18 protein-coding genes and 1 pseudogene are annotated in these 24,438 nt (G+C 61.3%); 10 read left to right on the forward strand and 9 right to left on the reverse strand.

The annotated features are described in order from the left end of the window. Positions 1-273: 273 nt before the first annotated feature. From FNH21_RS17455 to FNH21_RS15505, 4 genes are read left to right on the forward strand one after another with little or no spacing between them, the layout of a single operon-like run. Entirely contained in the window at positions 274-1,371 is a 1,098-nt protein-coding gene (locus FNH21_RS17455; RefSeq protein ID WP_206687071.1) for an N-6 DNA methylase, read from the forward strand. Then, positions 1,323-1,826 carry an N-6 DNA methylase gene (locus FNH21_RS17325; RefSeq protein WP_277819765.1) on the forward strand — a complete coding sequence of 168 codons (504 nt, stop codon included), beginning with the start codon at positions 1,323-1,325 and terminating at the stop codon, positions 1,824-1,826. The genes FNH21_RS17455 and FNH21_RS17325 overlap by 49 nt, the downstream gene beginning before the upstream one ends. After that, positions 1,823-2,932 (forward strand): restriction endonuclease subunit S, encoded by a 1,110-nt coding sequence (locus tag FNH21_RS15500; RefSeq protein WP_152816942.1) that lies wholly within the window; start codon positions 1,823-1,825, stop codon positions 2,930-2,932. The genes FNH21_RS17325 and FNH21_RS15500 overlap by 4 nt, the downstream gene beginning before the upstream one ends. Next, entirely contained in the window at positions 2,932-6,261 is a 3,330-nt protein-coding gene (locus FNH21_RS15505) for a type I restriction endonuclease subunit R (protein WP_152816943.1), read from the forward strand. The genes FNH21_RS15500 and FNH21_RS15505 overlap by 1 nt, the downstream gene beginning before the upstream one ends. Positions 6,262-6,414: 153 nt before the next feature. Here the strand turns inward: FNH21_RS15505 and FNH21_RS15510 are convergent, their stop codons facing one another. Together FNH21_RS15510 and FNH21_RS15515 are read right to left on the reverse strand one after the other, a co-directional pair. Beyond that, a complete protein-coding gene (locus FNH21_RS15510) occupies positions 6,415-7,245 on the reverse strand; it encodes a hypothetical protein (protein WP_152816944.1) in 831 nt (276 codons plus the stop codon). Continuing rightward, the gene (locus FNH21_RS15515) at positions 7,242-7,583 is read right to left on the reverse strand and encodes a hypothetical protein (RefSeq protein ID WP_152816945.1); all 342 of its coding nucleotides are present in this window, start codon (positions 7,581-7,583) and stop codon (positions 7,242-7,244) included. The genes FNH21_RS15510 and FNH21_RS15515 overlap by 4 nt, the downstream gene beginning before the upstream one ends. A gap of 318 nt (positions 7,584-7,901) precedes the next feature. Between FNH21_RS15515 and FNH21_RS15520 the strand changes: the two genes are divergently transcribed. From FNH21_RS15520 to FNH21_RS15530, 3 genes are read left to right on the forward strand one after another with little or no spacing between them, the layout of a single operon-like run. Beyond that, the gene (locus FNH21_RS15520; RefSeq protein ID WP_152816946.1) at positions 7,902-9,143 is read left to right on the forward strand and encodes a DUF6361 family protein; all 1,242 of its coding nucleotides are present in this window, start codon (positions 7,902-7,904) and stop codon (positions 9,141-9,143) included. Further along, complete coding sequence (locus tag FNH21_RS15525) at positions 9,143-10,999, forward strand: phospholipase D family protein (RefSeq protein ID WP_152816947.1); 1,857 nt, start codon at positions 9,143-9,145, stop codon at positions 10,997-10,999. The genes FNH21_RS15520 and FNH21_RS15525 overlap by 1 nt, the downstream gene beginning before the upstream one ends. Further along, the gene (locus tag FNH21_RS15530) at positions 10,996-14,232 is read left to right on the forward strand and encodes a helicase-related protein (protein ID WP_152816948.1); all 3,237 of its coding nucleotides are present in this window, start codon (positions 10,996-10,998) and stop codon (positions 14,230-14,232) included. The genes FNH21_RS15525 and FNH21_RS15530 overlap by 4 nt, the downstream gene beginning before the upstream one ends. 75 nt (positions 14,233-14,307) lie before the next feature. Here FNH21_RS15530 and FNH21_RS15535 read toward each other — a convergent pair whose 3' ends face one another. From FNH21_RS15535 to FNH21_RS15545, 3 genes are all read right to left on the reverse strand, one after another. Continuing rightward, complete coding sequence (locus tag FNH21_RS15535) at positions 14,308-15,114, reverse strand: BRCT domain-containing protein (protein WP_152816949.1); 807 nt, start codon at positions 15,112-15,114, stop codon at positions 14,308-14,310. Between the two features lie 1,025 nt (positions 15,115-16,139). After that, on the reverse strand, positions 16,140-16,502 hold the full coding sequence (locus FNH21_RS15540; protein ID WP_152816950.1) for a hypothetical protein: 363 nt from the start codon (positions 16,500-16,502) through the stop codon (positions 16,140-16,142). Further along, positions 16,499-16,747 (reverse strand): hypothetical protein, encoded by a 249-nt coding sequence (locus tag FNH21_RS15545; protein WP_152816951.1) that lies wholly within the window; start codon positions 16,745-16,747, stop codon positions 16,499-16,501. Before FNH21_RS15545 ends, FNH21_RS15540 begins: the two co-directional genes overlap by 4 nt. A 538-nt stretch (positions 16,748-17,285) precedes the next feature. On the opposite strand from FNH21_RS15545, the pseudogene FNH21_RS15550 reads away from it, so the two are divergent. The 3 genes and pseudogenes from FNH21_RS15550 to FNH21_RS17330 form a co-directional block, all read left to right on the forward strand. Beyond that, a pseudogene (locus tag FNH21_RS15550) lies at positions 17,286-17,480 on the forward strand (helix-turn-helix transcriptional regulator); the annotation flags it as partial. Between the two features lie 388 nt (positions 17,481-17,868). Next, positions 17,869-18,303, forward strand: coding sequence for a DUF4352 domain-containing protein (locus FNH21_RS15555; protein WP_191932055.1), 435 nt, complete (start codon positions 17,869-17,871; stop codon positions 18,301-18,303). A 141-nt stretch (positions 18,304-18,444) separates the two neighbouring features. Next, complete coding sequence (locus tag FNH21_RS17330) at positions 18,445-18,996, forward strand: Helicase associated domain protein (protein WP_191932046.1); 552 nt, start codon at positions 18,445-18,447, stop codon at positions 18,994-18,996. Between the two features lie 590 nt (positions 18,997-19,586). On the opposite strand, the gene FNH21_RS15565 is transcribed toward FNH21_RS17330, so the two are convergent. The 4 genes from FNH21_RS15565 to FNH21_RS15580 form a co-directional block, all read right to left on the reverse strand. Continuing rightward, positions 19,587-20,531 carry a hypothetical protein gene (locus tag FNH21_RS15565; protein WP_152816954.1) on the reverse strand — a complete coding sequence of 315 codons (945 nt, stop codon included), beginning with the start codon at positions 20,529-20,531 and terminating at the stop codon, positions 19,587-19,589. A gap of 97 nt (positions 20,532-20,628) precedes the next feature. Then, positions 20,629-21,237, reverse strand: coding sequence for a hypothetical protein (locus tag FNH21_RS15570; protein WP_152816955.1), 609 nt, complete (start codon positions 21,235-21,237; stop codon positions 20,629-20,631). Continuing rightward, positions 21,234-21,809 (reverse strand): hypothetical protein, encoded by a 576-nt coding sequence (locus tag FNH21_RS15575; RefSeq protein ID WP_206687072.1) that lies wholly within the window; start codon positions 21,807-21,809, stop codon positions 21,234-21,236. Before FNH21_RS15575 ends, FNH21_RS15570 begins: the two co-directional genes overlap by 4 nt. Positions 21,810-22,694: 885 nt before the next feature. After that, the gene (locus FNH21_RS15580) at positions 22,695-24,203 is read right to left on the reverse strand and encodes a hypothetical protein (protein ID WP_152816957.1); all 1,509 of its coding nucleotides are present in this window, start codon (positions 24,201-24,203) and stop codon (positions 22,695-22,697) included. Positions 24,204-24,438 lie beyond the last annotated feature (235 nt).

Genomic DNA, 24,438 nt, shown 5'->3' on the forward strand with positions numbered 1-24,438 from the left:
GAAGCACGCCCCAAGCGCCGAAGCGCTCGGGAGCGACCTTACACTTGCGATGGTCATGATCGCGTCGGATGCGCACAGACTTTCCCAGCAGTGGTAGCTGCAGGATGCTTTCGTACTCGGGTCGTCGGGGAATGTCGTCAATCAACATCGGGGGATTGATCAGATGACCCAGCTCGGCAACGGGGACTTCAGCTTGAGGTCTGTTGAACGGCGACACGTCCCAGTAGCGGAGTACGTGCCGGATCTGCTGTCCTCCGCCGATATCCTCTAGTTGTGAAAACTTCTGATCTTACCCGCGTGCGGGCCACGCTTTGGGCTGCTGCCGATGAGCTGCGAGCCAACTCGAAACTCACGCCGGGGCAGTACCGCGACCCGGTGCTTGGGTTGGTGTTCCTCGCCTACGCCGAGAACCGATTTGAGGCTGTTCGTGGGGAGGTCGAGGCTAAGGCCAGCGCTAGGAACCCAGCAACGATCGCGGACTATAAGGCGAAGTCTGTGCTTTATGTCCCCGACAAGGCACGGCTGTCGAGTCTTGTAGACCTGCCCGAAGGCGCTGACGTCGGCAAGGCCACCGACGAGGCGATCAAGGCCATCGAGAAGGACAACCCCGAGCTCAAGGACATCCTGCCGCGCGGATACCAGAAGCTGGAACGCTCGACACTGATCGAGCTGCTGCGGCGCTTCGCGCCGTTGCCCACCCAGCTCGAAGGCGATGCTTTCGGCTTCATCTACGAGGACTTCCTCTCCAACTTCGCAGCGCAGGAGGGCAAGGGCGGTGGAGAGTACTTCACGCCCTACTCCATCGTCCGCCTCATCGTCGAAATCCTGGAACCGTTCCAAGGTCGGGTCTTCGACCCGGCCTGCGGATCGGGCGGCATGTTCGTCCAGTGCGCGAAGTTTGTCGAGCGGCACAACGAATCGGCCAGCCGCAAACTCTCAGTCTTCGGAGTGGAAAAGACTGAGGACACTGTTCCGTTGGCCAAGATGAACCTTGCGCTCCACGGACTCTCGGGCGACATTCGCCAGGCCAACAGCTACTACGAGGACCCGCACAGCGCGGTCGGTGCCTTCGACTACGTGATGGCCAATCCGCCGTTCAATGTCGACAAAATTAAGAAAGACGATCTCGCCGGCGGCAAGCGATTCCCGTTCGGCGTTCCGAAGGCCGACAACGGCAACTTCCTGTGGATCCAGCAGTTCTACGCGGCGCTCTCCCCCAAGGGCCGGGCCGGCTTCGTCATGGCGAACTCCGCCGGAGACGCCCCCCCCACTCCGAGAAGGAGGTCCGCAAGCAGCTCATCGAGTCCGGCACCGTCGACGTCATGGTCGCAATCAGCTCCAACTTCTTTTACACAGTCACCCTGCCGGTGACGCTCTGGTTCCTCGACAAGGCTAAGATCGGCACGGCCCGAGAGGACACCGTGCTGTTCCTCGACGCCCGGAACATCTATAACCAGATCGACCGCACACACCGCGACTTCGCGCCCGACCAGATTGAGTTCCTCGCCAACATCGTTCGGCTCTACCGCGGCGAGGACGTCGAGACCACTGACGGCAGCGACACCTTGCTCAACGAGTATTTTCCCGACGGGAAGTACGTCGACGTCGGCGGTCTCTGCAGGGTCGCCTCTCGTGCCGAGATCGAGGCCCAGAGCTGGAGCCTCAGCCCGGGCCGGTACACCGGTACAGCAGAGGTCGAGGAGAGCGACGTCGATTTCATCGGCGAACTAGAGGCCTTGTACGAGGACTTCACGATGCTGAGCGACGAGGCTGGGGCCCTGCGTGCCAAGGTCGATGTGGCTGTCCAAGGGATTCTCGAGGCATGAGTGAATGGTGCGTTGTCCCGCTGGGGGACGTGTGCGAGCTGAAGCGTGGCTACGACCTACCGAACGGCTCGCGAAGGGATGGTCGAATTCCCGTCGTCTCGTCGTCGGGGCACACAGGGTGGCATGACGAGGCGAAGGTCACGGCCCCCGGCGTTGTGACCGGCCGATATGGCACGCTTGGTCAGGTTTTCTATATAGAGGAGGACTTTTGGCCGCTAAACACCGCTCTCTACGTCCGTGACTTCAAGGGGAATGACCCCCTATTCGTTGCTGCACTGTTGCGATCGATGAATCTTGCGCAGTACGACGGCGCGGCTGCAGTTCCTGGCCTTAACCGCAACCACCTACACACACTGCCCGTCCGTGTGCCGGCGGTGCGGACGCAGGGACAGATCGCTGACGTGCTCCAAGCCTTCGACAACCTGATCGGTAATAATCGACGGCGGGTCGAGGTGTTGGAAAAGATGGCACAGGCTATCTACCACGAGTGGTTCGTGAAGCTCCGCTACCCCGGCCATGGCGAGGTGCCCATGATTGACTCCGCCCTCGGTCCGATTCCTGGGGACTGGCGGGCAGGCACGGTTGGGGACGAGGTTGAACTCAAATACGGCAAGTCGTTGAAGGCAGATGCTAGGCGGGGTGGAGGCGTTGCTGTTGTGGGTTCTTCTGGGATTATCGGCTGGCATGACGAGTCGTTTGTTGATGGCCCCGCGATTATTGTGGGGCGCAAGGGAAACGTCGGCAGTGTCCACTGGGTCGACGGACCTTGCTGGCCGATAGACACTGCCTACTTTGTCCAAACCGACCTACCGTTGAGGTTCGTAGCCGAACAGTTGCGCCGAACGGAGTTCGCGAACTCCCATGCGGCTGTTCCGGGGCTCAGTCGTGAGGGCGCTTACGCGAGACCGTTCCTCCTCCCAAAGGTGGACGTGCTGAATTCCTTCCAAGCGCTGGTCGAGCCATTTGGCTCCGAGGCCGCCGCGCTCTCGCTCCAGAGTAAGAAGCTCACGGAAATACGCGACGTCTTGTTGCCGAAGCTGGTGACGGGGCAGATCGATGTGTCCAAGCTCGACCTGGATGCGTCCATCGTGGAACAGGTGGCGTGATGACTCCCACGGGGCCTGAGTACTTCTACGTCGAGAAGCCGAGCATCGAGTTGCTGGAGCAGCTTAACTGGACACCTGTGGATGCCTTTTATGAGGTCCTCGGAGCCCAGGGAACCCTTGGGCGTGATTCTCAGCACGATGTCATACTCGCTCATAGGCTGCGGTTCGCGATGCGGAAGCTCAACTCCGAGTACGTGCCCGACGCCTCGATTAACGAGGCCATCGAGCTGCTGACCAGAGACCGCTCGGCCATGGACCGGGTGCGTGCCAACCTCGAGGTTCACAAGCTGCTGCGTGACGGCTACAAAGCCGAGTGGACAGACGACCGCGGTGACAAGCAGACTGATACGCTCCGCTACCTCGATCTGCGGAACCCCTTGCACAACGACCTCTTGGCTGTGCGTCAGCTGTGGGTCAAGGGCAACCTTCACAGCCGCCGCCTTGATCTTGCGTTGTTCGTCAACGGCGTCCCGTTGGTGCTGATGGAGTTCAAGGAGCCCAACGAGCCGGTTAAGTCCGCCTACGACGACAACCTGACCGACTATCGGGACACCATCCCACAACTCTTTATCCCCAACTGTTTTGTGCTGTTGTCCAACGGCAGCGTCGCCAAGGTCGGGTCGACGTACTCGCCATGGGAGTTTTTCGGCGATTGGATGGTCATAGACGCCCTCGGAACCCGCGGCGCTATCGCCTTGGAAACAGCCCTGCGCGGCACCTGTGACCCAGTAGTGTTGCTCGACCTGATCGAGAACTTCGTTGCGTACATGGAGCGCCCCGGTGGACTGATCAAGGTCTTGGCGCGTTCGCACCAGTACCTCGGGGTTAACGCAGCCATTGAGAACCTTCACCAGGCGCGCGCGGAGCAGGACAAACGCCTGGGTGTCTTCTGGCACACCCAGGGCTCGGGCAAGTCGCTGTCGATGTTGTGGTTCACGCAAAAGGTGCTTCGCCAGGTGCCGGGCAAGTGGACGTTCGTTATGGTCACGGACCGCACCGAACTCGACATCCAGCTGCATGGAGAGTTTGCCGACGCCGGAGCGATCTCGCCCGAGGCGCGGGTGCACGCGGAGTCTGTCGCGCACCTGCGCGAACTGCTTGCCGCAGATCACCGGTACGTGTTCACCCTGATTCACAAGTTCCAGCCGTCCAAGGCCCTGGGGGAGCGGCAGATGCCGGTCCTCTCAAGCCGTTCCGATGTCATCGTCATCACCGATGAGGCGCACCGAAGCCAGTACGACACGCTGGCCCTCAACATGCGCACAGCATTGCCTAACGCCTCCATGATGGGCTTCACCGGTACCCCACTGATCGCCGGCGAGGAGCAGGCGACTCGCGAGCAGTTCGGTGACTACGTCAGCATCTATAATTTCCGCGATGCCATGAAGGACGGTGCGACTGTCCCGCTCTACTACGAGAACCGCATCCCAGAGCTGCAGCTGGTCAACGAGAACTTCTCCGACGACCTCAACGCGCTGCTGGAGGAAGCTGAGCTCGACGAGGATGCCGAAGGCCAGCTCGCTCGTGCGTTCGGCACGCAGTACACGCTGCTGACACGACCTGAGCGCTTGAAGACCATCGCTAAGGACCTCGTCGCCCACTTCGTTGGCCGTGGCTTCAGCGGCAAGGCGATGTACGTCGGGCTTGATAAGGCCGCAGCCGTCCGGATGTACAACCTGGTCCAAGAGGGGTGGGCCGAGCACCTGGCAGAGCTAAGGGCGGAACACGATGTGCTGCCGGAACTTGAACGTCCGTGGCTCGCCTCACGCATCGAGCTCATGGAGACCACCGACATGGCAGTCGTGGTTTCGCAAAGCCAGAACGAGTTGAAAATGCTCGACGACCTGGGCCTGGACATCCGGCCCCATCGCGAGCGAATGAATCGTGAGGATCTTGCCGAGAAGTTTAAGGACGCGGCGGACCCGCTGCGCCTGGTGTTCGTCTGCGCTATGTGGATGACCGGATTCGATGCGCCCAGCGTCTCGACCGTATACCTCGACCGGCCGATGAAGAACCACACGCTGATGCAGACCATCGCCCGCGCCAACCGCGTGTTCCCAGAAAAGGACAACGGGCTGATCGTCGACTACGTCGGCGTCTTCCGGAATCTCGAGAAGGCCCTCGCTATCTACGGAGCCGCAGACGCCGGCAAGTCGCCCATTGAGATCATCGACGCGCTCTCGCGCGAGCTGGATGCCGCAATGACAGAGTTGTTCCAGTTCTGCTCCGGCGTCGGGGTGGATCTTGCCGCGATGCGTGACGCGGAAGGGTTCGATCACATCGCCAAGCGCGACGCCGCAGTCGAGGCGCTGCTGGTGAACGAAGACACCCGGACTGACTTCCAGCAGAAGGCCCGCCAGGTGCGCAAACTATTCAAAGCCCTCCTCCCGGATCCCGAGGCCGCCGCGCAACAGCGCAACGTCGCCGCGGTCCGGGTCCTCGCCGAACGCATCGCAGATGTCACGCGGCCGCCTGAGGCCGACCTCCGAGTCGTCACTGATGCTGTAGACGCCTTGCTCGACCGATCAGTCGGTGCGGAGGAGTACGTGATTCGGGCGGCTGCGGAGGGAACTAAGCCTGACCCCTTGATCGACCTGTCCCTGATCGACTTTGAGGGATTGGCAGCCAAGTTTGCAGGTCGCAAGAGAGCCGAGACGGACCGGCTGGCTCAACTACTCCGCCAACAGGCCATTGGAGCAGCGACCCGCAACCCGACCCGGTACGAACTCGTCGAGCGCATTGAACAGCTGATCTCGGACTACAACGCCGGAAGCGTGAACATCGACGAGTACCTCCGACGGCTGATCGAACTGTCGCAGACCCTAGCCGAGGAGGAGAAACGGTCGGTACGAGAGGGCCTGACCGAGGAGGAGCTCGCGATCTTCGATCTGCTGACCCAGCCCGAGCCCGTGCTGACCGACGACCAGCGCGATACCGTGAAGGCCAGCGCCAAGAAGCTCCTAGAACATCTCCATGACAAGCTGGTCCAAGACTGGCGTCGCAAGGTTGACGTGATGAATGACGTCGACAGCACAATTCGTCGGGTCCTGGATCAAGGGTTACCCGAGACGCCCTACACGTCCGACATCTTCACCTCGAAGGTGCAGCTTGTTTTCGACCACGTTCTCACCGCATACGGCGACGACGGCGAGAGTGCCTACACTCCAAGCATCAGTCTTGATTTGCCAGTGCAGGGGGCCGAATACGGGCCGCTTGACGTGAACAAGGTCGCGGACGACGTGGTGGCCCGCATACACGATGACCCCGCCTTCGCGGCTCATGTCGCGGCGCAGTTGGGTGCCGCACACACAGGGGACTCAGGGAGTTGAGTCGGTAGCCCCACCTGCCTGGAATACTCACTCATCTCGGGCCTGAGCGTTGCATAGATGGCCTGCTTTGGTATCGTCACTATCTTTTTCAAAGAACACACCGGCATTAATCCCGGGACGGTTCAGATTACTGAATCACCCATCGCTGGAGAACTATTTAAGAGAGTGTCCGCTGCGGATATGCCCGATGAGAGTATCCAAATATCCTGCCAGACGATCTCTCCACGGCGCTACAGGTGCTAGCTCGGTTTCACAGGCGGCCTGAGGGTATTCGATGATGATTTCTGACTCCCAGGGATGTCGAAGCAGCACAATTTCGTGTTCTTGTGCGCGCAAAGAAAGGACGGAAGAGAGCGGAACTTCTGCACGAAGAGTGATTGAGCCATAGTTTGAAACAGAATCAACGTACGACCATGATTCGATTGCGAAATGGACGCTAGAATCGCGAACTCCTCGTTGCAGCTTGAGCACATCAGACTTAAACTCTGACTTAAGGACTTCCTGGCACAAGCTTGAATGCTTTTTTGCGAGAGTGACCATGAACCAGAACGCTCTAGGGGATGCTTTGCTGAGTTCGCGAGCCTCTAATACTCGGTCGGCCCCACCCCGTTCGTGATCGCCTACGTAACAGCGGATGATCGCGCTGGCGGGATCCTGCCTCAAAGCGGGGCCATTGCCCGTGCCCGCTCCGAGATAATCGAGAATAAAATACTCCACGATGTCATCGACCGACATGGGCGGTGTGCGCCAACCTGCAAAGTAGCCCTCAAGTATCGCGACGGTCTCTACATCGGATTTGAGGTCGTCTAGCAAGATCTTTGATTCTGGGCCATCCAACCAATCACGACCCTTTACACGGACAGCTTTTGTCATGTCTGCTGCGGAAGAAATGCTGTCGCGAGGCTGGACCCTATCTAGTTCTTCCCTATCGATTGTTATCCGATCTTCTTTCATACCGCTGAAAATTTTATCTGGGTCACTCATGGACGTCCCTGGAACCAGTTAAGAATGCCTCGGGCGTCTTTAATGACCTTCGAATCCTTCCCTGTCTGACCATCGTCATCGTGGTATTCATAGTCTTGTCGTATCCCAACTTCGTCGGTGAAAGTGTGCGTCCACGTTTCGGTGCGAGTGTATTTCCCTTCGGAGCTTGACCCCGTGAACGAGGAAGTTTTGGTCGAGGAATCACCACGATATTGTTCGTCATATTTGTCAATGACGCCCGCGAGAAATGTAGCCTCATCGTCGCTCATCCTGGTACCAGACACATCAATCTTCTCGCCGATGCGCTCCCGTAGCCGCTTTTTCTCATTCCGATCCATGGCCTACCTGCTTCCCTTGAGCAAGGCGACTATCTAGCCGCCTCGGTAACCGTTGAATGATCGTCTCATGACCATCTCCCTAACGAGACGAGACCCGTTCACCGGCGCAGCTCCGATGAACGGGTCTCAGTATGTTGTCTCAGAAGTCCCGACCACAGGGTGGGGTTTATGAGACTCCGGCGGCGGTACGGTGCCGAAAATCCTCTGCGGAAGTCCGCGCGGAGGTGGGTAGGGGAGTTCCGCAGGGCATTCCGCTCGACTATTCACTCCCGGGGCTACATGCGCGGGGCTGTTCCACTCGACCTGCATAATTGCCGTATGGCTAGTACCTTCGCGTGGCTCGCCGTTGACGCCGAGCAACGTCGACGAATGATGGAAGCAGTCGAGCTGTTTCGAGACCAAGGAACTATTGACGACCTCGGAATCGGCGCGATCCGTGACGGAATCAGCGACACCCTGTTTCCCGGCACTTCGACTCTGCATACCCGTTTGCGCTACGTGCTCTTCGTGCCTTGGCTTCTCTCGATCGCTTCGCAGAAGGGCACCGCGGAGCTGATGGATTGGGCGTTCCACGACGGTGAAAGGGAGTTCATTGACTCTCTCAAGCGTGGAATGGGGGATGCCAAGGAGGGGATCATCGGCCGCCGGGCCGGACGGAATCTGCAGCGGGTGCCGAGCGCGATGTACTGGGGAGCACTGACGTCCTGGGGCATTGCCGAGCCGGGGCTCTCGGTAGGAGACTACTTCCGTCGTTGCGTGCTGCGCCGCGATCAGCTGCGAGCGGCTCCTCGACAGGAGGACGGGGACACTCCGATTGCACTCACGCCCACGGGCATCGTGCCGGGTCTTCCGCATCAGCCGCAAGACTTGCTAAATAGCGCCACCTTCGATCTCCGGCAGGAGGAGGCCACATTCCTTGCCGAGACGATCACGCGCTCCTGTGCCGGCTCCCTGCTGGCACATCTCGTGCACCAGAGGCCTGCCACCTGGACAGATGCCGCCTCGGCCCCGGCTTATCTTTGGGACTCAGAGGTGCGTCGCGATCTGCCGCCGGATCTGCTGGATCTCGTTGATTTGGCCGAGCGCTTCAGCCTGGTCATCCAAGGCGCCAATCTCCTCTACAACTTGCTGCTTGCGGAGGCGACGTCCGGAAACGCCGGACGCTACCAAGGCGATGCGATCGAGGACTACCGGCAAAAGCTGACCACGTGGGCCGACAGTGTCAACGGAATCCGCCCTCTCGATGCCGCGGATCACCATGCGATCGGCCTACTCATGACAAACCGCCGCCGCGCCTTCACGCTACCGACTCAGCGATTCCTCACGTCCTGGTTCGATCTTGCGCGCGCACCGCACGACATTCCTGACGGCGACTTAGCCCGGCGTTTGGTGAGGGAGCGCGAGTCCGCCGTCAAAGGTGGCCGCGCTCGGCTCCGTCCAGGGAACTGGAAAGCACTCGATGCCTGGGGCGGGTCCTCCGGCATTAACCGGCTTGAGTTCCGCTGGATCTACGCTCGACGCCACCTGCAGGACATCTACGACGGGCTCGAGGCAGTCTGATGCTGAATCCTGATACCACTGTCCTGCTCACCGACGCCTTGCTTCCTCCACCTGGTTTCGACGTCGACATCGCCGTCGTGACCACTTACTCGTTGGACCTCACCGCGGTTCTCGTCGCTCCTATGGCTTTCGCGCTCGGCAACATCGACGACGCACGCGCCATCGGATCCGGCGACCCCGTTCAGATGCTCGACGCAGTCAAGCGGCACATTGACCACACGACAGTTTTCTGCCAAGCTGCCGCGATTCATGTGCCAGCGACTCACAGTCGCATCCTCGCGTTCCTTGAGGACAGCATCTTTCAGGTCGAACCGCCGAACGAGAAGGCACTGTTCCACCCGAAGCTATGGGTGCTCCGCTTTGTGCGACCAAGCGACGGTGCCTTCCACCATCGTGTTGTCGTCGCCAGCAGGAACCTCACCTTCGACAGCTCATGGGACACCGCCCTCGTCCTCGACGAGGGATCGCATGGCACGATCGAGGCAGCGCCCGCCGCAGACTTTGTCTCCCAGCTTCCGACTCTCTGCACTGACCCACTGCCCCAAACCCGCGCCGCCGCGATCGAAAGCCTCTGCATCACGATTCGCTCCGTGCGGCTCGAGGCACCAGAGCCCTTCGACGGGGGAGAGCTGCTCCCGCTCGGCCTCGCCCTCGACAGCTCTTGGCCGTTCACCGAGTATTGCGACCGAATCCTAGCAATCAGCCCGTTCCTGACCGCTCGCACCTTGAAGCGCCTGCGTTCCTTAGCGACGGATGCGACCCTTCTCAGCCGCGCCGAGTCGCTCGACCAGCTCGGCGCTCGTGCCACCGAAGGTTGGGACCTTCAGATTCTGTCCTCAAGTGTGGACTTTCTCCAGGAGCCCGAGAAAGCGACAGGTGAGGTCAGCGCGCATGTTGCTCAAACCTCACACGGGGAGCTGACCGGTCTTCACGCCAAGACCGTCGTGACCGACCATCCGCGTGGTCGGTCTACTGTCGTCAACGGTAGCGCGAACCTCACGACCGCAGCATGGGAGCGGAACGTCGAATTCAACGCCGTCCTCACCGGCCCCACAGTCACGTGCGGCGTTGAGGCCGTCCTGGGCCGTGAGTCCAAGGAGCCCGGACTCCAGATGATCATGGAGCCCTACACCCCCGTAGCCGAACACCCCACCGATGACCCGACGATAGCCACGAGCTATGCGCTTGAGGCCTTCCATCGAGTGCTCGCGCGGTCAGACCCTCGTCCGCGTCTCGACATCATCCAGCGCGACGGCTCGTCCTCCTCGGCACGCCTGACACTCACACTCCCAGCTGACTTGCTAGGCGAGACCGAGATCTGGCTGTCTACAGTCCCCGGTCAGCGGAGACCTCTTGGCGAAACCACGACGTGGGACATTGCGATCGAGAACATCACCCCGTTCATCGCGATTGAAACTACCGCAGGTTCTGGACACACCCGACTTAGCCGACGGTGCCTTATTATGGTGCCGATCATTGGTGACCCGCTAGAGCGCCGGCAGCGGGCCCTCGCTGGAATACTCAACAGCTCCGAGCGTGTCCTCCGGTATTTGGCCTTTCTGCTTGGCATTGACGATGGTCGCCGGGCGGTGGCCTCCTATCGCGCCGAGGAGAGAATCGACGTCACCGTCGGCACGGCCGGTGTCAGGGCCTCCTCCACTGCTTCTGTGCCGCCCATCGTCCTCTTCGAACCTCTTATCCGCGCGGTCAGTGCAGACATCGACAGCCTCGCCGCGGTCGCCGATCAGATCGCCGAGATTCGTAGGCTCCCGGATGCCGAGAGTTTGATACCCGCCGAGTTCTTGCAGATGTGGGATGTCGTGCTTCACCTGGTCCGCACCCGGAGGAATGCATGACTGTCATCGACGTCGACACAGCACGCCCAGATGTTGAGGCGATGCTGTCCGGCCTCAAACCATTCCAACGAAGGACTGTCGATCACGCTTTCGGCCGACTGTGGCTGGCCGAAGACCGAGTCGATCGCTTTTTAGTCGCCGATGAGGTCGGGCTCGGGAAGACCCTCGTGGCCAAGGGCGTCGCTGCTCGCGTGATTGACCACCTTTGGGATACCGGCAAGCCGCTCACGATCGTCTACATTTGCTCCAACAGTCAGATCGCGCGGCAAAACCTGCAGCGCCTACGCGACCTGACCGGTGGCGAGAAGCAGGATAATGCGGACCGTTTGACCCTGCTGCCAAAGACCATAGGACGTATGGACCGGCAACGGCTCAACGTCATCTCCTTCACTCCGGGAACCTCTTTCCGGCTTGGTGCTGCCACTGGGAAGGCCCCGGAGAGAGTGCTGCTGCATTGGATGGTCACTCAGGTGCTTGGACATCGTGAGTTGCAGCGTACGAGCGCAATAAGATACTTCGCTTGCGGTGCGGGCTTCGAACGCTTCAAGGCCCGTTTGGCTTGGGACAGTAGCCGGCCGGATCTTGATCCACAGCTAATGCGCGACTTCGAAGCGCACCTGCGCACGGACCCTGGACCGTTCGGGGGGTCACTGCTCGATGACCTGATAGAGGATCTCGGCACGTGGAGAGGCAAGCAGGCGACATCGGCCGATATGACGAGCCGCCGACGCGTCATGATCGGAGCGTTGCGGACCGCCATGGCCCAGGTGTCTGTCGCCTGTCTTTCCCCGGACCTCGTCATCCTCGACGAATTCCAGAGGTTCAAGGACCTCTTCCCGGCCTTGGGCGCCGGCGAACAGCACCTGAGTGCTGCCCAGCGACTTGCGCAGCGCATTATCGCGGGCTCGGGCACGAAGACGCTCATCCTGTCGGCGACCCCGTACAAGATGTACACCCTGCCCGACGAGCCCTCGGGCGAGGACCACCAACGCGACTTCCACACCACCGTCGGCTTCTTGGCGGGACCTGAACGCGCCGAGCGCGTTAAGCAGCTCCTTGCCGAGGTCCGCGAGGGCATGCTGCTCGGAACGACTGCGGGCCGTCGGGCCGCCGAGCAGGCGACGGCAGCGGCCTCAGCCGAGCTCCGCAGCGTCATGTCACGCACAGAGCGGCTTCGAGCCACCGCGAAGCAGGACGGCATGCTGGTCGAGAAATCCCTGCCCCCGCTCGAACTGCACTCCGCAGACCTGCATGTCTGGATGGCGAGCGACAGCATCGCCCGCCATGTACACGCCCACGATGTCTTCGAGTACTGGCGGTCCAGCTCCTACCCATTGAACTTCATGGACCCATCCTCGTACCAGGTCGCGAGCCGGGCATTCAACGCTGCCGAGGACGACGACCCGGAGTTCGCTGCGTTGCTCGCATCTCACCGCAGGGGACTGCTGTCCTGGAAGGACGTGCAGAACTATAGAAAGTTGGAGCCCGGCAACTCGAAGATGCGGGCCCTCATTGACGACACAATGAATCGCGGAGTCTGGCGTCTCGCCTGGATACCACCGTCGATGCCCTACGTGGAGCCCGGCGGCGTTTTCGCCGCCGAAGGTACCCGTACGTTCACGAAGCGATTGGTGTTTTCCGCATGGAGCGTCGTTCCCAAGACCATAGCTGCTTTGGTGAGTTATGAGGCCGAGCGACGTCTGGTCGAGTCTGCCGGTCATCGGCGGAAGAAGAAGAAGTCGGCCAGATACGATGATCCCCGTCCGGGTCCGGTGCTCCGGTTTGGGTGGGACGCTCAGCGGAATCGCCCGGAGAATCTATCGAATCTTGCGTTGCTTCACCCGTCCGTTGCGTTGGCTCGCCTTGGGGACCCGCTCGAAGTCGCCCGATCCCTGAGCGCATCCCTCCCAATGGATCCTGGGCTTCTACTCGACGAAGTCACCGCTCGCATCCAGCGAGAGCTCGACAACCTCGGGCTGCCGCCCGCCGAGCCTGGTGCGCCAGGCTCGGGCGAAGCTTGGTACGGTGTCGTTCCCTACCTCCTGGACCGGGCGCTCATGGTCGAGGACCATGGGCTGCTCAGCTCGTTCCTGACTGGCGATGCGGACGGCGCCACTTCCCGCCTCGCGGACCATCTCGCGCTGGCCTCGGATCCGGACTTTGCCATGCTCGGCCCGGTGCCCAACGATCTTGCCCGAGTCCTCGCGCTTACGGCAGTAGCCGGGCCAGGTGTTTGTGCACTCCGCGCCCTCGGCCGCGCAAGCGGTGGCGTCGATTCGCTAACAGAATCACCAGTGCGTGGGGCGGCCCTGCGAATTTCCCGCAGTCTTTTCTCGCTGTTCAATCGTCCCGAGATTGTGGCCGCCATACGCGGCGCGAAGAGCGATGTAGCCGTCAAGCCCGAATCCAAAGACTACTTGCTTCAGGTCCTGCGCTACTGCTGCGATGGCAACCTGCAATCGGTTCTCGACGAGTACGTGCACACCTTGATCGATTCCCTGGGATCGGCTGCCGACGAACCGTTGGATCGCGCCCTACCGCTGGCAGAACACATCGCAGCCGCGGCGACCATTCGTACCACGCCCAACGTCGTGCACGACCTGGCCTCTCTCGGAGGACATATTTCAATCCACGAGCAGCGCATGCATTCGCACATCGCCGCTCGCTTCGGCCGTGTCCAGACGTCCGACGCTGCCGACGCGCGCGAGTCATCTGTTCGCGAAAGCTTCAATTCGCCGTTCTGGCCATTCGTCTTGGCCAGCACGTCGGTGGGACAGGAGGGACTGGATTTTCATACCTACAGTCATTCGGTCGTGCACTGGAACCTTCCCAGCAATCCCGTTGACCTCGAACAGCGGGAGGGGCGGGTGCACCGTTACAAGGGGCACGCGATCCGCAAGAACGTCGCCGCCGCCCACGGCTCAGCAGCCCTTGACCCGACTAGCGACGACCCCTGGGCGTCGATGTTCGACGCCGCCGAGGACGCTGAGCCTGCCGGCAGCCTGCTCATCAGCCCGTATTGGGTCTTCGAGGGTGAGGCCTCGATCGAGCGCTACGTCCCGGCGATGCCACTTAGCCGTGAGGCGCAACAGTACCGCCGCCTGCAGCGGACGCTAGGGGCATACCGCTCAGTGATGGGGCAACCCCGCCAGGAGGACCTGATTAAGCTGCTTGGTCCGGACGCTGAGTGGCCAGTCATCGATCTGACGCCGAGACCAGACGGTTCTGCGTAGGACACGGGTAGTTTCTACGCAGCGTGTCCAAAGTTGGTTGGCATTGCACCTTTCTCGTAAGTCAAGTTTCGTGCCTTACGCTCCAAGACCGGGGAAGGAGGGAGCCCATGTGAGGGTTATCTCGTGCCGAGATAGGAGCGCTGCCCAATGACGTGCATCCTGGGGCTTCTTCTCGAGGACGAGGTAAAGCTTCGGATGAAAACCACGGTCTCTCATCCTGTGGCCGTAGTCCAGCACTTGTCCCAGGCCGTGCCTAACCTGCAGAGCTTCATTTCCCTCGGTGATGCTCTTGACCTCAGCGACACCGATAATGTTCTCGTCGAGTTGCCATGCCAGGTCAAAGTTGCATTTCTTGTCGAATGGAGACAACGGCGTGAGCCCGCGCAAGATCAGCAGGTCCGCCAAGGCGTCTTGGGTTGCCGCATGGGCCTTGAGTGCGCGTTCCATATTGTCTGGATCCCGATAGTGATCACCATCGTCCTCAAGCGGATCGGCAAAGCTGCCGGCCCGGTACGGGGCACCCGCTACTCCGCCACTTGCGGCCTGCGCCCGCGCTGGGGCCCCAGGTACGTTGGGTTTCACGGCGGGCGCCGGAAAGTGGGACCGAAGGCCTAAGAACCCCTCGGCGTCGATAATCTGAATATGGTGGCCCGCGTGTTGCATGTCCGCAGCCTGCTTCTCCTTCTTACCGTAGTTCCCGTACATCCAGCGGGGGCTCCAGCCGCGGACGAGGACGTCTGTGCTCGATCTACTTATCCACTCCTTCACACGAGCCCCGAGCTTGACCGCAACATTCGTCAACTCTTCCTCGCTGTAGCCTTCGATCTTGCCGGTGAAGACAATTTCCTTGCCCTGCAGGTCGTAAATCCAGCCGCTCGCCATGCAGTGATCAAACGGCACTGACTACATCAAAGGCAAGTGGTGCATCAACGAGGGACTCATGTTGGTCGGGGGAGCGGTTCAGTCGGACGCTGCGTTGAGGTGCCGTGAACCGGCGGCGTTGAAACCCTCATCTGGTCAGATGCCCCATGTCGTCGTGGACTCCAACTGCTGCAAACACGGTCTTGCCGTCTGTGCCGCGCCCTGCTGCCAGCTCGTCAGGGTGGTGGTGCCGTGGGCGTTGACAGCGGTGAGGCCGACGTCGAGCGTGTTAAGAAGTGCGGTGAGCACACGCTCGCGGTCGATGGCGGCAGTCAGGAGGCCTTTGAGTTCGTAGTCCTTGCGTTGGTAATTCGTCCTCAGTGCGGGTTACTGCGCGGTCACGGACCATGGGCCCCGCCCGGGGTGGCACGGGATCCCACCGTCCCGGGATCAATTTGTCCGGCCCACGAGTCGATATCCGAGCCCACCGAGGGCGTTCACTGGACAACGGAGAAAGCTCCTCCCTATGGGTGGCACTGACCTACCCCAACGACGTCCAACAGACGGTGAAGGGCTTGCGATGGCGTGGACGCGCGAGCTCGTACAGGTTCAGTAGGTCTGATACTCCACGGCCCGGGCTGCTTGGGCTTTTGTCGTCGCCGTCAAGGGGAAGAGGCTTGAGTAGCGCCAACCCCGCGGCAAGACCCGGGTGGTCCCGTTAGATCGGTCCATGGCCAATCAGTCCCGTTTCATAACCTTGCCCGACGTCGCCGCGGAGGTCGTAATGCGCCAGTCGCAGATGTACGCGTTGGTTAAGTCCGGAGACCTGCCAGCCATCCAGATCGGCGATCGAGGCCAGTAGCGGGTAGAGCGGGTGAAGCTCGAGGAGTAGATCGCCAGGATGTACGAGCAGGCGTCGGCAGCCCACAGCAGGATCACTCCGGAGGACGTCGCCGATGACCGAGCGGAGTGATGCCCGCGCGAGCAGGCTAAAGAGCCCGACCTGGATGACCCGGTAGGGCTTCCTCGTGTCGTGAAGGCGGGGCCTACGTGATCGAGTGTGCGCCCCGCTGCGAGGCCATGGTGGTCGCGGCTTCGGGGGTTATCCACTTGCTGTCGTCCGTGTGCGGTACAGAGTGTGAGGCGCCGGTGTTGATTTGTCTGGCGTGGAATCGCCTGCTTCTGGAGGTGCTCATGATCCTCCTAGGTCTTGTGCGCACTGGCTGAATTTCTTCGGGCTCGGGCGGCAACTCGACGATCGGCGGCATCTTCATCGCCGCCAGCCTCTTGACGATGGGGGCTGTCTCGCGGCCAAGCTGCAGGTCGAGGGCGACCTTCATCTGCGCCGCGAAGATCTCGTTGTCCAGTTCCCTGAGCAGCTCGTTCGTGGTGGGCTTGCGGTCAGTCATCGTTCCTCCTTCGTGGGTCTATTGCCTTCCGGGGTCGGGGAATCGTCCATGACGTCCTCTACCAGCGACCGTTGGTCCTCGGTGAGGTCGCGCTCGGCAAGGTTCCGGAACAGGTGCTCGATGTCGGCCGGCTCCATGTGGGTTTGCGGCTTTGCCCAGATATCATCGAGCATCTGCTTGTCCTCCGGCTTGGCCATCTTGCTGTTGACCAGTAGCTGCAGCAGCTCCCTGCCGTGGGCGACCATTTTGGGATTCTCCAGCGTCGTCGCGTCCAGCGCTCACTGCCGACACTGACACCACCTACTTCGTTCGTCGGACTCGCGCTTCTGCCTCAGGGTGCGCCACAGGACCAATGTAACCAGCCCGGCAGGAAGCGGCGCCGAGAACGGGGCACAGGCTACCACGATCTCCCAGGGGCTGGCCCTCCGGGCGCCAGGTCATTCAGGGGCTCGGACTGATCTCGCCTCGCGCGGGACGGCGCTGATGGACCGGCTTTCCGGGCAGCGATCAGAGGCAACATATTGGGAGCTATAGGGGGTTATAGGGAAAACCCAATAACCCCCTATAGAGCGGCGCGTCTCGGGCCGACACGCGCGCGCAAGGCGAAGCTCCGTCCTGCATTCAGGCATCGATTCTTAGTGCACGGGAGATTGGGCGGACGGCAAAGCTAGACGACGGGCAGGCCTGGTTGGTTCCTGCCTTTGTCATTGGGCGGCGGAAGCTGGTGGAGCGAGCCGGGTACACCGCGAGGGCTGACGTGAGCGATCCCGTTAGGATCGACGCATGGCCGATCAGCCCCGCTTCATGACCTTGCCCGACGTCGCAGCAGAGCTTGCAGTGAGCCAGTCGCAGATGTATGCGCTGGTGAAGTCCGGTGACCTGCCAGCCATCCAGATTGGCGGCCGGGGTCAGTGGCGCGTGGAGCGGGTGAAGCTCGAGGAGTACATCGCCAGGATGTACGAGCAGGCATCGGCAGCCCGCAGCAGGATCACTCCGGAGGACGTCGCCGAGGAGGGAGTTGGGCGATACTCGCGGGAGCAGGTTAAAGGTTTGCAGAACACACATGGGGGAAATGATGAAGAAGCACCTTGCACCGTTGGTAGGGATAGCACTGGTCCTCAGCGCTTGCACGGCCGGGAACGACCCGGCGCCCACGGAAACTACCGCTCAGACTCCGTCAGAACCCGCTTCTGCGTCATCGGCCCCGCCGACGCAGCGGGTTACAACACCCGCACCAGCTCCGTCGGAAACGCCGAGCCCTGCGCCTGCCCCCACAACTGTCGCGCCCACGCCAGAGCCAGCTCCGACTCAGGCGCCGCCAACACCGGCGCCTCCCGGGAACTCGCAGACCTCACCCCGCGGGAACTTGATCAAGCAGATAGGCGAACTGGCCGGCATCAGGGACGCCAGCGGCGAGTACCTGGCCGCCTTCACCGTCAACGACATCATCGTCGACATCCCCTGCACCGATGAGTTAGCGGGCCGACCCGAGAACGGGCACTTCGTGGCCCTCGACGTGTCGGTGGAGACCAGCCCAAACATGCTCAACTCCGACCTCATCCAGCAATTCAGCATGTCCTCCCTGACCTTCCAGGCGATTGGCCCGGACGGCGTCACGTCGAACGCGGGGACCGACAGTACCGCGACGCTCTTCTGCCTCGACGACTCAGTCTTGCTGCCGGGGAATATCGGTCCTGGGGAGAAGGCCCAGGGACTTGTGCTCCTCGACGTCGAGAACCCCTCCGGCATCCTCATCTATGAGGACTTCTGGACCGACAGTGCGTGGGAATACGCCTACTAGCTCTAGAGATGACGGAGGCCATCGGCAGTGGGGGAAGACGTCCTAAGTCCCTGTGAAAACAGGCAGGAGTGGTTGCTCATGTACTCCCGCGGTGTCAGCCCAGCGTCCGTTGCCCGGTGGTGCCGGGTTGACGTCCGGCGGGTGCAGCGCGCCGTGGATCGGGAGATCCGCCGGAACCCGGCCTGGTTTGACCAGTGCTGGTTGATCCATGACCAACCAGCGTGGGACGGGGCCGCTGCCCGGCGGTTTGCCAGGAATAGGGACCGGGTGTGGTGGCAGCACTACACGGACGTTGCCGCCCACATGCGGGAGCGTGATGGCTCTTTGCCGGCGCAGAACGAAAGCTCGCGTGCGCGGGAGCTGTATCGGTGGATCGAAGCGCAGCGCCGCCAGCACGATGCCGGGAACCTCACCCAGGACAGGATCGACGCCCTTGACAAGCTGGGCAAGTGGCTCGGCACCCGCAGGGGCAACCCCGACGCCCTATGGGCGTCACGCCTGGAACAGGTGCAACGATTCCACGCCGCGAGGGGACGGTTCCCGGTGTACACCCCGCAGTACCGCCCGGACGAGAAAGTGCTCGCAATCTGGCTGCACCGGCAACGCACTTGGGAGCGCAAGGGCAGACTCCGCCAGGACCGCCACAAGCAGCTGGATCAGGTGGTACCCGGATGGACCGCGCCGAACAAATGAGCCTATGGCACAGTCGACCCGGAACGAGGACCCGACCGTCTCCGATCGACAGACACTGCCACGCGGATGTTTCAATCATGCTTTCGCTCGTTTGAGTTCCACGCCAATGCGGGTTATGCATCATCGAGAATCGATGCGCCGTGCTCGGGGTGCGCGAGGATTCGGCAGTGGGTCTTCATCCAGTGCAGCGCTTGCCCAGGGTGGGATGACCGAGCCACGCTGGGCATGCGCTGCAGTGCACAGGGTCGGTAGGCCCGCCGCACAGGTCTACGGACGGGACGCACACGGATGGACGACAGTCCGGTTGGCGCGGGTCTCATGCTGCAGTGACTCCGGGAACCTACAGCGCGTGCCGTGCCCGCGGAATCAACCAGGTGGTGTCGATCCGGGCTTGCCCCAGGAGACCAGACGGTCGAGCTCCTCGAGTCCGGCGGGGTATCCGTCGGGTATGTGGGGTGGGTTCTGCACATCCGGTCGTGCGTTGACTCGGTGGGCGCCGAGGGTTGACTATCCCGCACGTCGCGACGCTTCTCTGGACCAACACCAAGCGAGTCCACACTGAGCTCGACTCTTGCAGCGTCGCTTTGAAGCTAGTCCAGGACCGCTGAAGGTTCGTCGTTCTTGAGTTGGTGTGAGAGTGAGGCAAGCTTCTCTTCGGTTTCCTTGAGACGTGCGTTGTCGGCTTTGACCAAGGCGAGTTTCGCATCTATGACGGGGGTGACGTCCTCGGTGTGTGCTCGGACGTTTGTCAGGTTCACAGACGCTACCTTGACTGCTTCCTCGTGAGTGGAGTTTGCCGTGTCGACGTTCCTTGCAGTGTTGTTCACGTTCGTGGCGAATCTGCGCACGGCGGCTCCTTGATCGGGGTTACACGTGATCAGGGCAGCGAAGGAGTGTCCTTCGAGCAGGAGGTACAGCTCGCGGTCGTCGTGCACTTTCTTCTTCTGCATCATCCCGCCAGCGATGATCCCGACCGGTCCTAGCACGATGCCTCCGGCCGTCATGCGTGTCAAAGTCGATCGCTTTGTTCGTGCCAGGTTCCCAGAGGAGTCCACTGTTGCGTTTACGTCAGGGCCGAGCGGGAAGGTCTGTCCCTTAATGCTTATCTGGTGTTGGAAGAGCTCCGCTGCCCCGTCCCTACCCCGATAACTCTGTACGGATTTCCTGCCGGTGAGTTCAGCCTCTTTCATTTGGTGCTGCGCCCGTTTGAGCTCGGATGCGACTAGGTTGCTCTCCCTCCGATGCTCCTTCTCGGCGATGGAGACGCGTTGCTTGTACTCGCGTAGTGCGCTTCGGTGCGCGGCCCTGGCTTCGGACAGGGCTTGTTGCTCAGCTCGTCTGAGTTGCGACTGAGCCTCTCGTGCAGCCCGGTCGGCGTTCACCCGGGCGTCATGGGCTGCCCGGTCGACGGGAGACATGGATGATATCCGGTCGCGTTCGAGGGCTTTCCGCCGCAGGAGCCAGGAGAACCCCAGCGCCAAGATTAGGAGGACTGAGGCGGCAATAATTATCGTGACCCAGGGAAAATCACTCATCATCTCTCCTTCACGGCTCTTGATACCCAGGAAACGTCACGTCCCGGCACTGGGTGCGGATGATCCGACGCAGAACGCCCTAACTCGCTGAAAATCATCATTCGGTGATGTCTGTGCGTGTCGCGGCGTCCAGCAGTCGATCGAAGCTCTCGGTAGCGTATTGGGGTGCTTCTGCCGCGATCAAAATCTGCCAGCGTTTATGGGCGGAGTGGGCCTTGACCACCTCTTGCGGCTCCTCTGGCCCCGTGTCGGTCTGTTCGGATTGAAGTGGAGGATCGACATCCTGGTGTTCACGCACCACGAGGTACATGCCGGCTATCCCCTCCACTGTGAACGGAAAGTACACGTCGGCTTCGATCAATTCCTTGAGCTGCTCAGGAGTGATGGTCTGCGACTCATCCCTGCCTAGTTCGGCCAGGATGACGTTGATCTTGGTACTGACGTCGGACAGGAAGATTTTTCCCCTCGTCCGCTGCGCGAGTTGAAACATGAGACCAAAGATCAATCCAAACGCTGTGGAGAACAGCATGACCGCTGCCGGGTTTCGCATGTCGGGCAAGAAGATCATCAGGATGAGGGCCACGATTGAGCCTAGAATCCCGAACATGAAGGAGGAAGCGATGAACCTTGCCACTGAGAAGGAAGCGTTTCCGTTCCAATCCTCTGAGGTGAATTCCTCGACGGTGATGTGGTCCTCGTGGTTCATGATCCCTGGTGCCCCTTCAGTTCCAGGAGTGCCTCGGCCAGGACGACAGCCTGTCGTGCACTCCTGAGATCCGTCGCAACTCCGGTGTCTTCAGGTACAAACCCGAAGTTTCCCGGCCCATCATCGAGCGCCGAGATGGTTCTGTTCAAGGCCTCGCGTTCTCTCGTCAGCTCCAACGACATGGCCAGCTTGTCCTTGCTCCTTTGCAGATCGAGCAGAGACTTCTCGATATCACTCTTACGATTCTGCATCGAAGTCATCCGGGAATTGAGCCGACGCGTGCGGTCCTCGAACTTCCTCTCGAGTGTCCGGGCGCTTTGCAATAGGTCCGACAGATTATCGTAGCCCTCAGGGGAACCGCCATACCCTGAGAGAAGCTCCTCCACATGTGCTCGCCGACGTGTCCAGAAGCTGTACCCGACCTCGTTCTGCCCGTGTAGGAGCGCGATCATCGGCGCTGTCCGGTCAATCAAATCCTGCCGATGACGAAGCGTGTCGATGGCGATATCAAGACGGGCAACGAACACCGCATAGTTGTCTACCGAGTCTTCTGCCTCTGTTAATCGCCCCATTTGTAGCTCTCTAGCTCCTTAGCTGCTTGGCGCCGGTGCCAGACCGATCTTCTGCCATGAGGAGAAGCATATTCGTTCCCCACTGACCCAAGATCCATCATCGCCGAGTAATGAGGGCCCGCGGATCTCACACGGAAGATCAGCTATCACCATACCGACGCGCCACTTGTGCACGAGTAAGGAAACGCTTTCTACTGGCGATAAGTTAGGCGATGCTACCCAGCGACAGTTCGTTGGTCGGAGCTGGTGCACGGATTGGTGACATCTGATCTGGCTGCCGCAAGGCTTTCGCCCGCACGGATCGCCACGAGGAGTGGATCAGGAGCTATCCGGTTGGACCACGTCGAACAGGTGAGCCTGTGGCACAACCGACCCGGAACGAGGACCGAGGCTCCCCGATCAAGAGACACTGCCACAGATGTCTCCATCACGCTTTCGCTCGGTGATGCTCCACACCAATGCAGGCTCTGCGCAATCGAGAATCGATGCGCCCTGCTCGAGGTGCGCGAGAATTCGGCAGTGGGTCTTCATCCAGTGCAGCGCATGCCCAGAGTGAGATGATGGTTTTGTGGTCACCGACGGCACGAACAAGTCTCCTCAGGTGATCCGATGCGAGCATTGGTACGAAGAGCTTGGTCGCTTCGGTGGGTGGCATCACCACAAAGGCCCCCACGCGTGCGACTGGGTGAACCACGACGACGAGTGTCCGTACTGGGCGAGCGTCGGTGGGCGACCGGACTCCTAAACGCAGCCGGGCAGGAGCAAAAATGCCGCGACCATCGGAGAGCGGTTCTGTTGCATGCTCTGGCGAGGTGCGAGAGGAGCGATTTCTTTAGACGCTGCGTTTAGGTGCCGTGAACTGGCGGCGTTCGAACGCCCTTTCGGTCAGATGTCCATGTCGTCATGAATCCCTACCGAGGCAAACATAACCCTGCCTGCTGTGCCGCGCCAGAAATGCATCCTGCGTGCCGCGGCCACACCGCTTTGCAGTGCCACCCGCCAGGCGGTGCCGTGCTCAGCGTGTTCGACGAAGCCGTTGTTACCCTTGGGCCCGCTGCGGAGACGGTGCATGTCCCGCCCGGGGGAGGTGTCGGCGATGCCGGTCAGTACCTCCACAGCAACCGCGACGATCTTGGACCGGTCAATGCCTTGGATCTGTTCAACGCTGGGCAAGAATCCGTCCGCGAGGTCGTACTCCGCCAGCGGCATATCAGCCTTCGAAGAGGCGGGAATGCGGGTGACCCACTCTACGTAGATCTCGTGACGGAACTGCTCGGCAGGCTCGGTGAACAGGGGGCCGGCGTCGGCGCCCGCGGCGATCTCCCGGGAGAGCTGGCGGGCGTGGGCGGCGCGCGCTTGTTCGATGCGAACGATCTCGCGCAGGCGGTCGTTCTCGTGGGCCAGAGTGGTGTTCTCCACGGCCAAAGTGTCGGCATCACGGAGTGCCCGGGTCAGGTCTCCCACGAGTTCGATCCGTTCTCGCGTCAATAGGGCAACCTGCCGCTGGGCCTGATTCAGAGCGGCCCCGCCTGCGCCCGGGGACGGCACCGGACCAGCCGGCTTCTGGTTCGACGCTGCACGACGCACCTCTGCCGACTCAGCTTCGAGTCGGCGGTTCGTTTCGTCGAGCGTGTGCAGCGTCGTCCGAATCAACTCCAGTGCGGAGGCAACGTCGGCGTGCACGGCAGTGTGAGCCACCGGTTCCTGTGGGGTCTCGCTCTCGCCGGTTGTGGCTAGCGCGTGCTCTTCGGTTGGCGCAGTTTCTTCCACTCCTGGCAAGGGCTGCGAGTCAGCAAGCTCGATGGGCTCAGCTGTCTCCACCGGCGACTTTGCGGTTGGCGGGCTCCAATCGATCCACGGTTCGGCGCCGACGCAGAACGGCAGGGCCGGAGTGATCGATTCCGGGTTGGGGGCCTCTTCGGCGGAAATCTTCCAAGCCTTGCCGTCGGCTCGGCCGGAGAGCTCGATGCGGATCACGATGACGCTACCAGGCTCCATTTGGGAGGCATGGCGGACGACCAGGCCAGGAAACAGGGCCACGCGCTTTTCGTTCAGGACCAGGGCCGGGAGGATGATGCCGGCACGAGCATGGGCGACGGCATCGGCGATGGTATGAATGCCAGAGGTGATGGTTAGCAGCCCGTCCCGGATGGTGCCGGTGAGCTTCTGGCCCGGCGCGAACAATCGCTCCGGCTCAACCCCCGGTGCTATGGCGGAAACGTCGATGCGGGCTACTCCCTCGGCGAGTTGCACCATCACACTGTCAGGTGGCAGCACCCAAGAGACCACGCACTCCACTGTCTCGGGTTCCTTTGCACGCACGGGGCTGCTCGAGGTGGTCTTTGGCGGCGAGTACGGGTCCAAGGCCTTAACGTCCTTGGCGATGAGGTCCACAGCGTCGCGCGCCTCGGCGTCGGAGAACGCCAGGCGTATGACTGATAAGCGCTGGTTGGCATGCCACGCATTTCCGGTCGGGTAGGTGCGGGCAGGACCGCCATATACCGGCTCTTCGTAAACGAGAGTGTGCGCTGGGTGCTGGCGGCGTGAGCAGGGTGGGCGCGTCGGTGACGGGATAAAGGTCGAGGCCTTCCGATGATGGAAGTTCTGACGCTATCCACCCGAAAGACCT

The organism is Arthrobacter bussei, assembly GCF_009377195.2.
GTDB lineage: Bacteria > Actinomycetota > Actinomycetes > Actinomycetales > Micrococcaceae > Arthrobacter_D > Arthrobacter_D bussei.

Excerpts from the sequence above, each read along its gene's own strand:
- FNH21_RS15500 (WP_152816942.1), top strand. The coding sequence starts at position 1,823 with ATGAGTGAATGGTGCGTTGTCCCGCTGGGGGACGTGTGCGAGCTGAAG.
- FNH21_RS17325 (WP_277819765.1), top strand. The coding sequence starts at position 1,323 with ATGGTCGCAATCAGCTCCAACTTCTTTTACACAGTCACCCTGCCGGTG.
- FNH21_RS15525 (WP_152816947.1), top strand. The coding sequence starts at position 9,143 with ATGCTGAATCCTGATACCACTGTCCTGCTCACCGACGCCTTGCTTCCT.
- FNH21_RS15515 (WP_152816945.1), bottom strand. The coding sequence starts at position 7,583 with ATGGATCGGAATGAGAAAAAGCGGCTACGGGAGCGCATCGGCGAGAAG.
- FNH21_RS15530 (WP_152816948.1), top strand. The coding sequence starts at position 10,996 with ATGACTGTCATCGACGTCGACACAGCACGCCCAGATGTTGAGGCGATG.
- FNH21_RS15505 (WP_152816943.1), top strand. The coding sequence starts at position 2,932 with ATGACTCCCACGGGGCCTGAGTACTTCTACGTCGAGAAGCCGAGCATC.
- FNH21_RS15540 (WP_152816950.1), bottom strand. The coding sequence starts at position 16,502 with ATGACTGACCGCAAGCCCACCACGAACGAGCTGCTCAGGGAACTGGAC.
- FNH21_RS15520 (WP_152816946.1), top strand. The coding sequence starts at position 7,902 with ATGGCTAGTACCTTCGCGTGGCTCGCCGTTGACGCCGAGCAACGTCGA.
- FNH21_RS15570 (WP_152816955.1), bottom strand. The coding sequence starts at position 21,237 with ATGAACCACGAGGACCACATCACCGTCGAGGAATTCACCTCAGAGGAT.
- FNH21_RS15510 (WP_152816944.1), bottom strand. The coding sequence starts at position 7,245 with ATGAGTGACCCAGATAAAATTTTCAGCGGTATGAAAGAAGATCGGATA.
- FNH21_RS15535 (WP_152816949.1), bottom strand. The coding sequence starts at position 15,114 with ATGGCGAGCGGCTGGATTTACGACCTGCAGGGCAAGGAAATTGTCTTC.
- FNH21_RS15545 (WP_152816951.1), bottom strand. The coding sequence starts at position 16,747 with ATGGTCGCCCACGGCAGGGAGCTGCTGCAGCTACTGGTCAACAGCAAG.
- FNH21_RS15575 (WP_206687072.1), bottom strand. The coding sequence starts at position 21,809 with ATGGGGCGATTAACAGAGGCAGAAGACTCGGTAGACAACTATGCGGTG.
- FNH21_RS15565 (WP_152816954.1), bottom strand. The coding sequence starts at position 20,531 with ATGAGTGATTTTCCCTGGGTCACGATAATTATTGCCGCCTCAGTCCTC.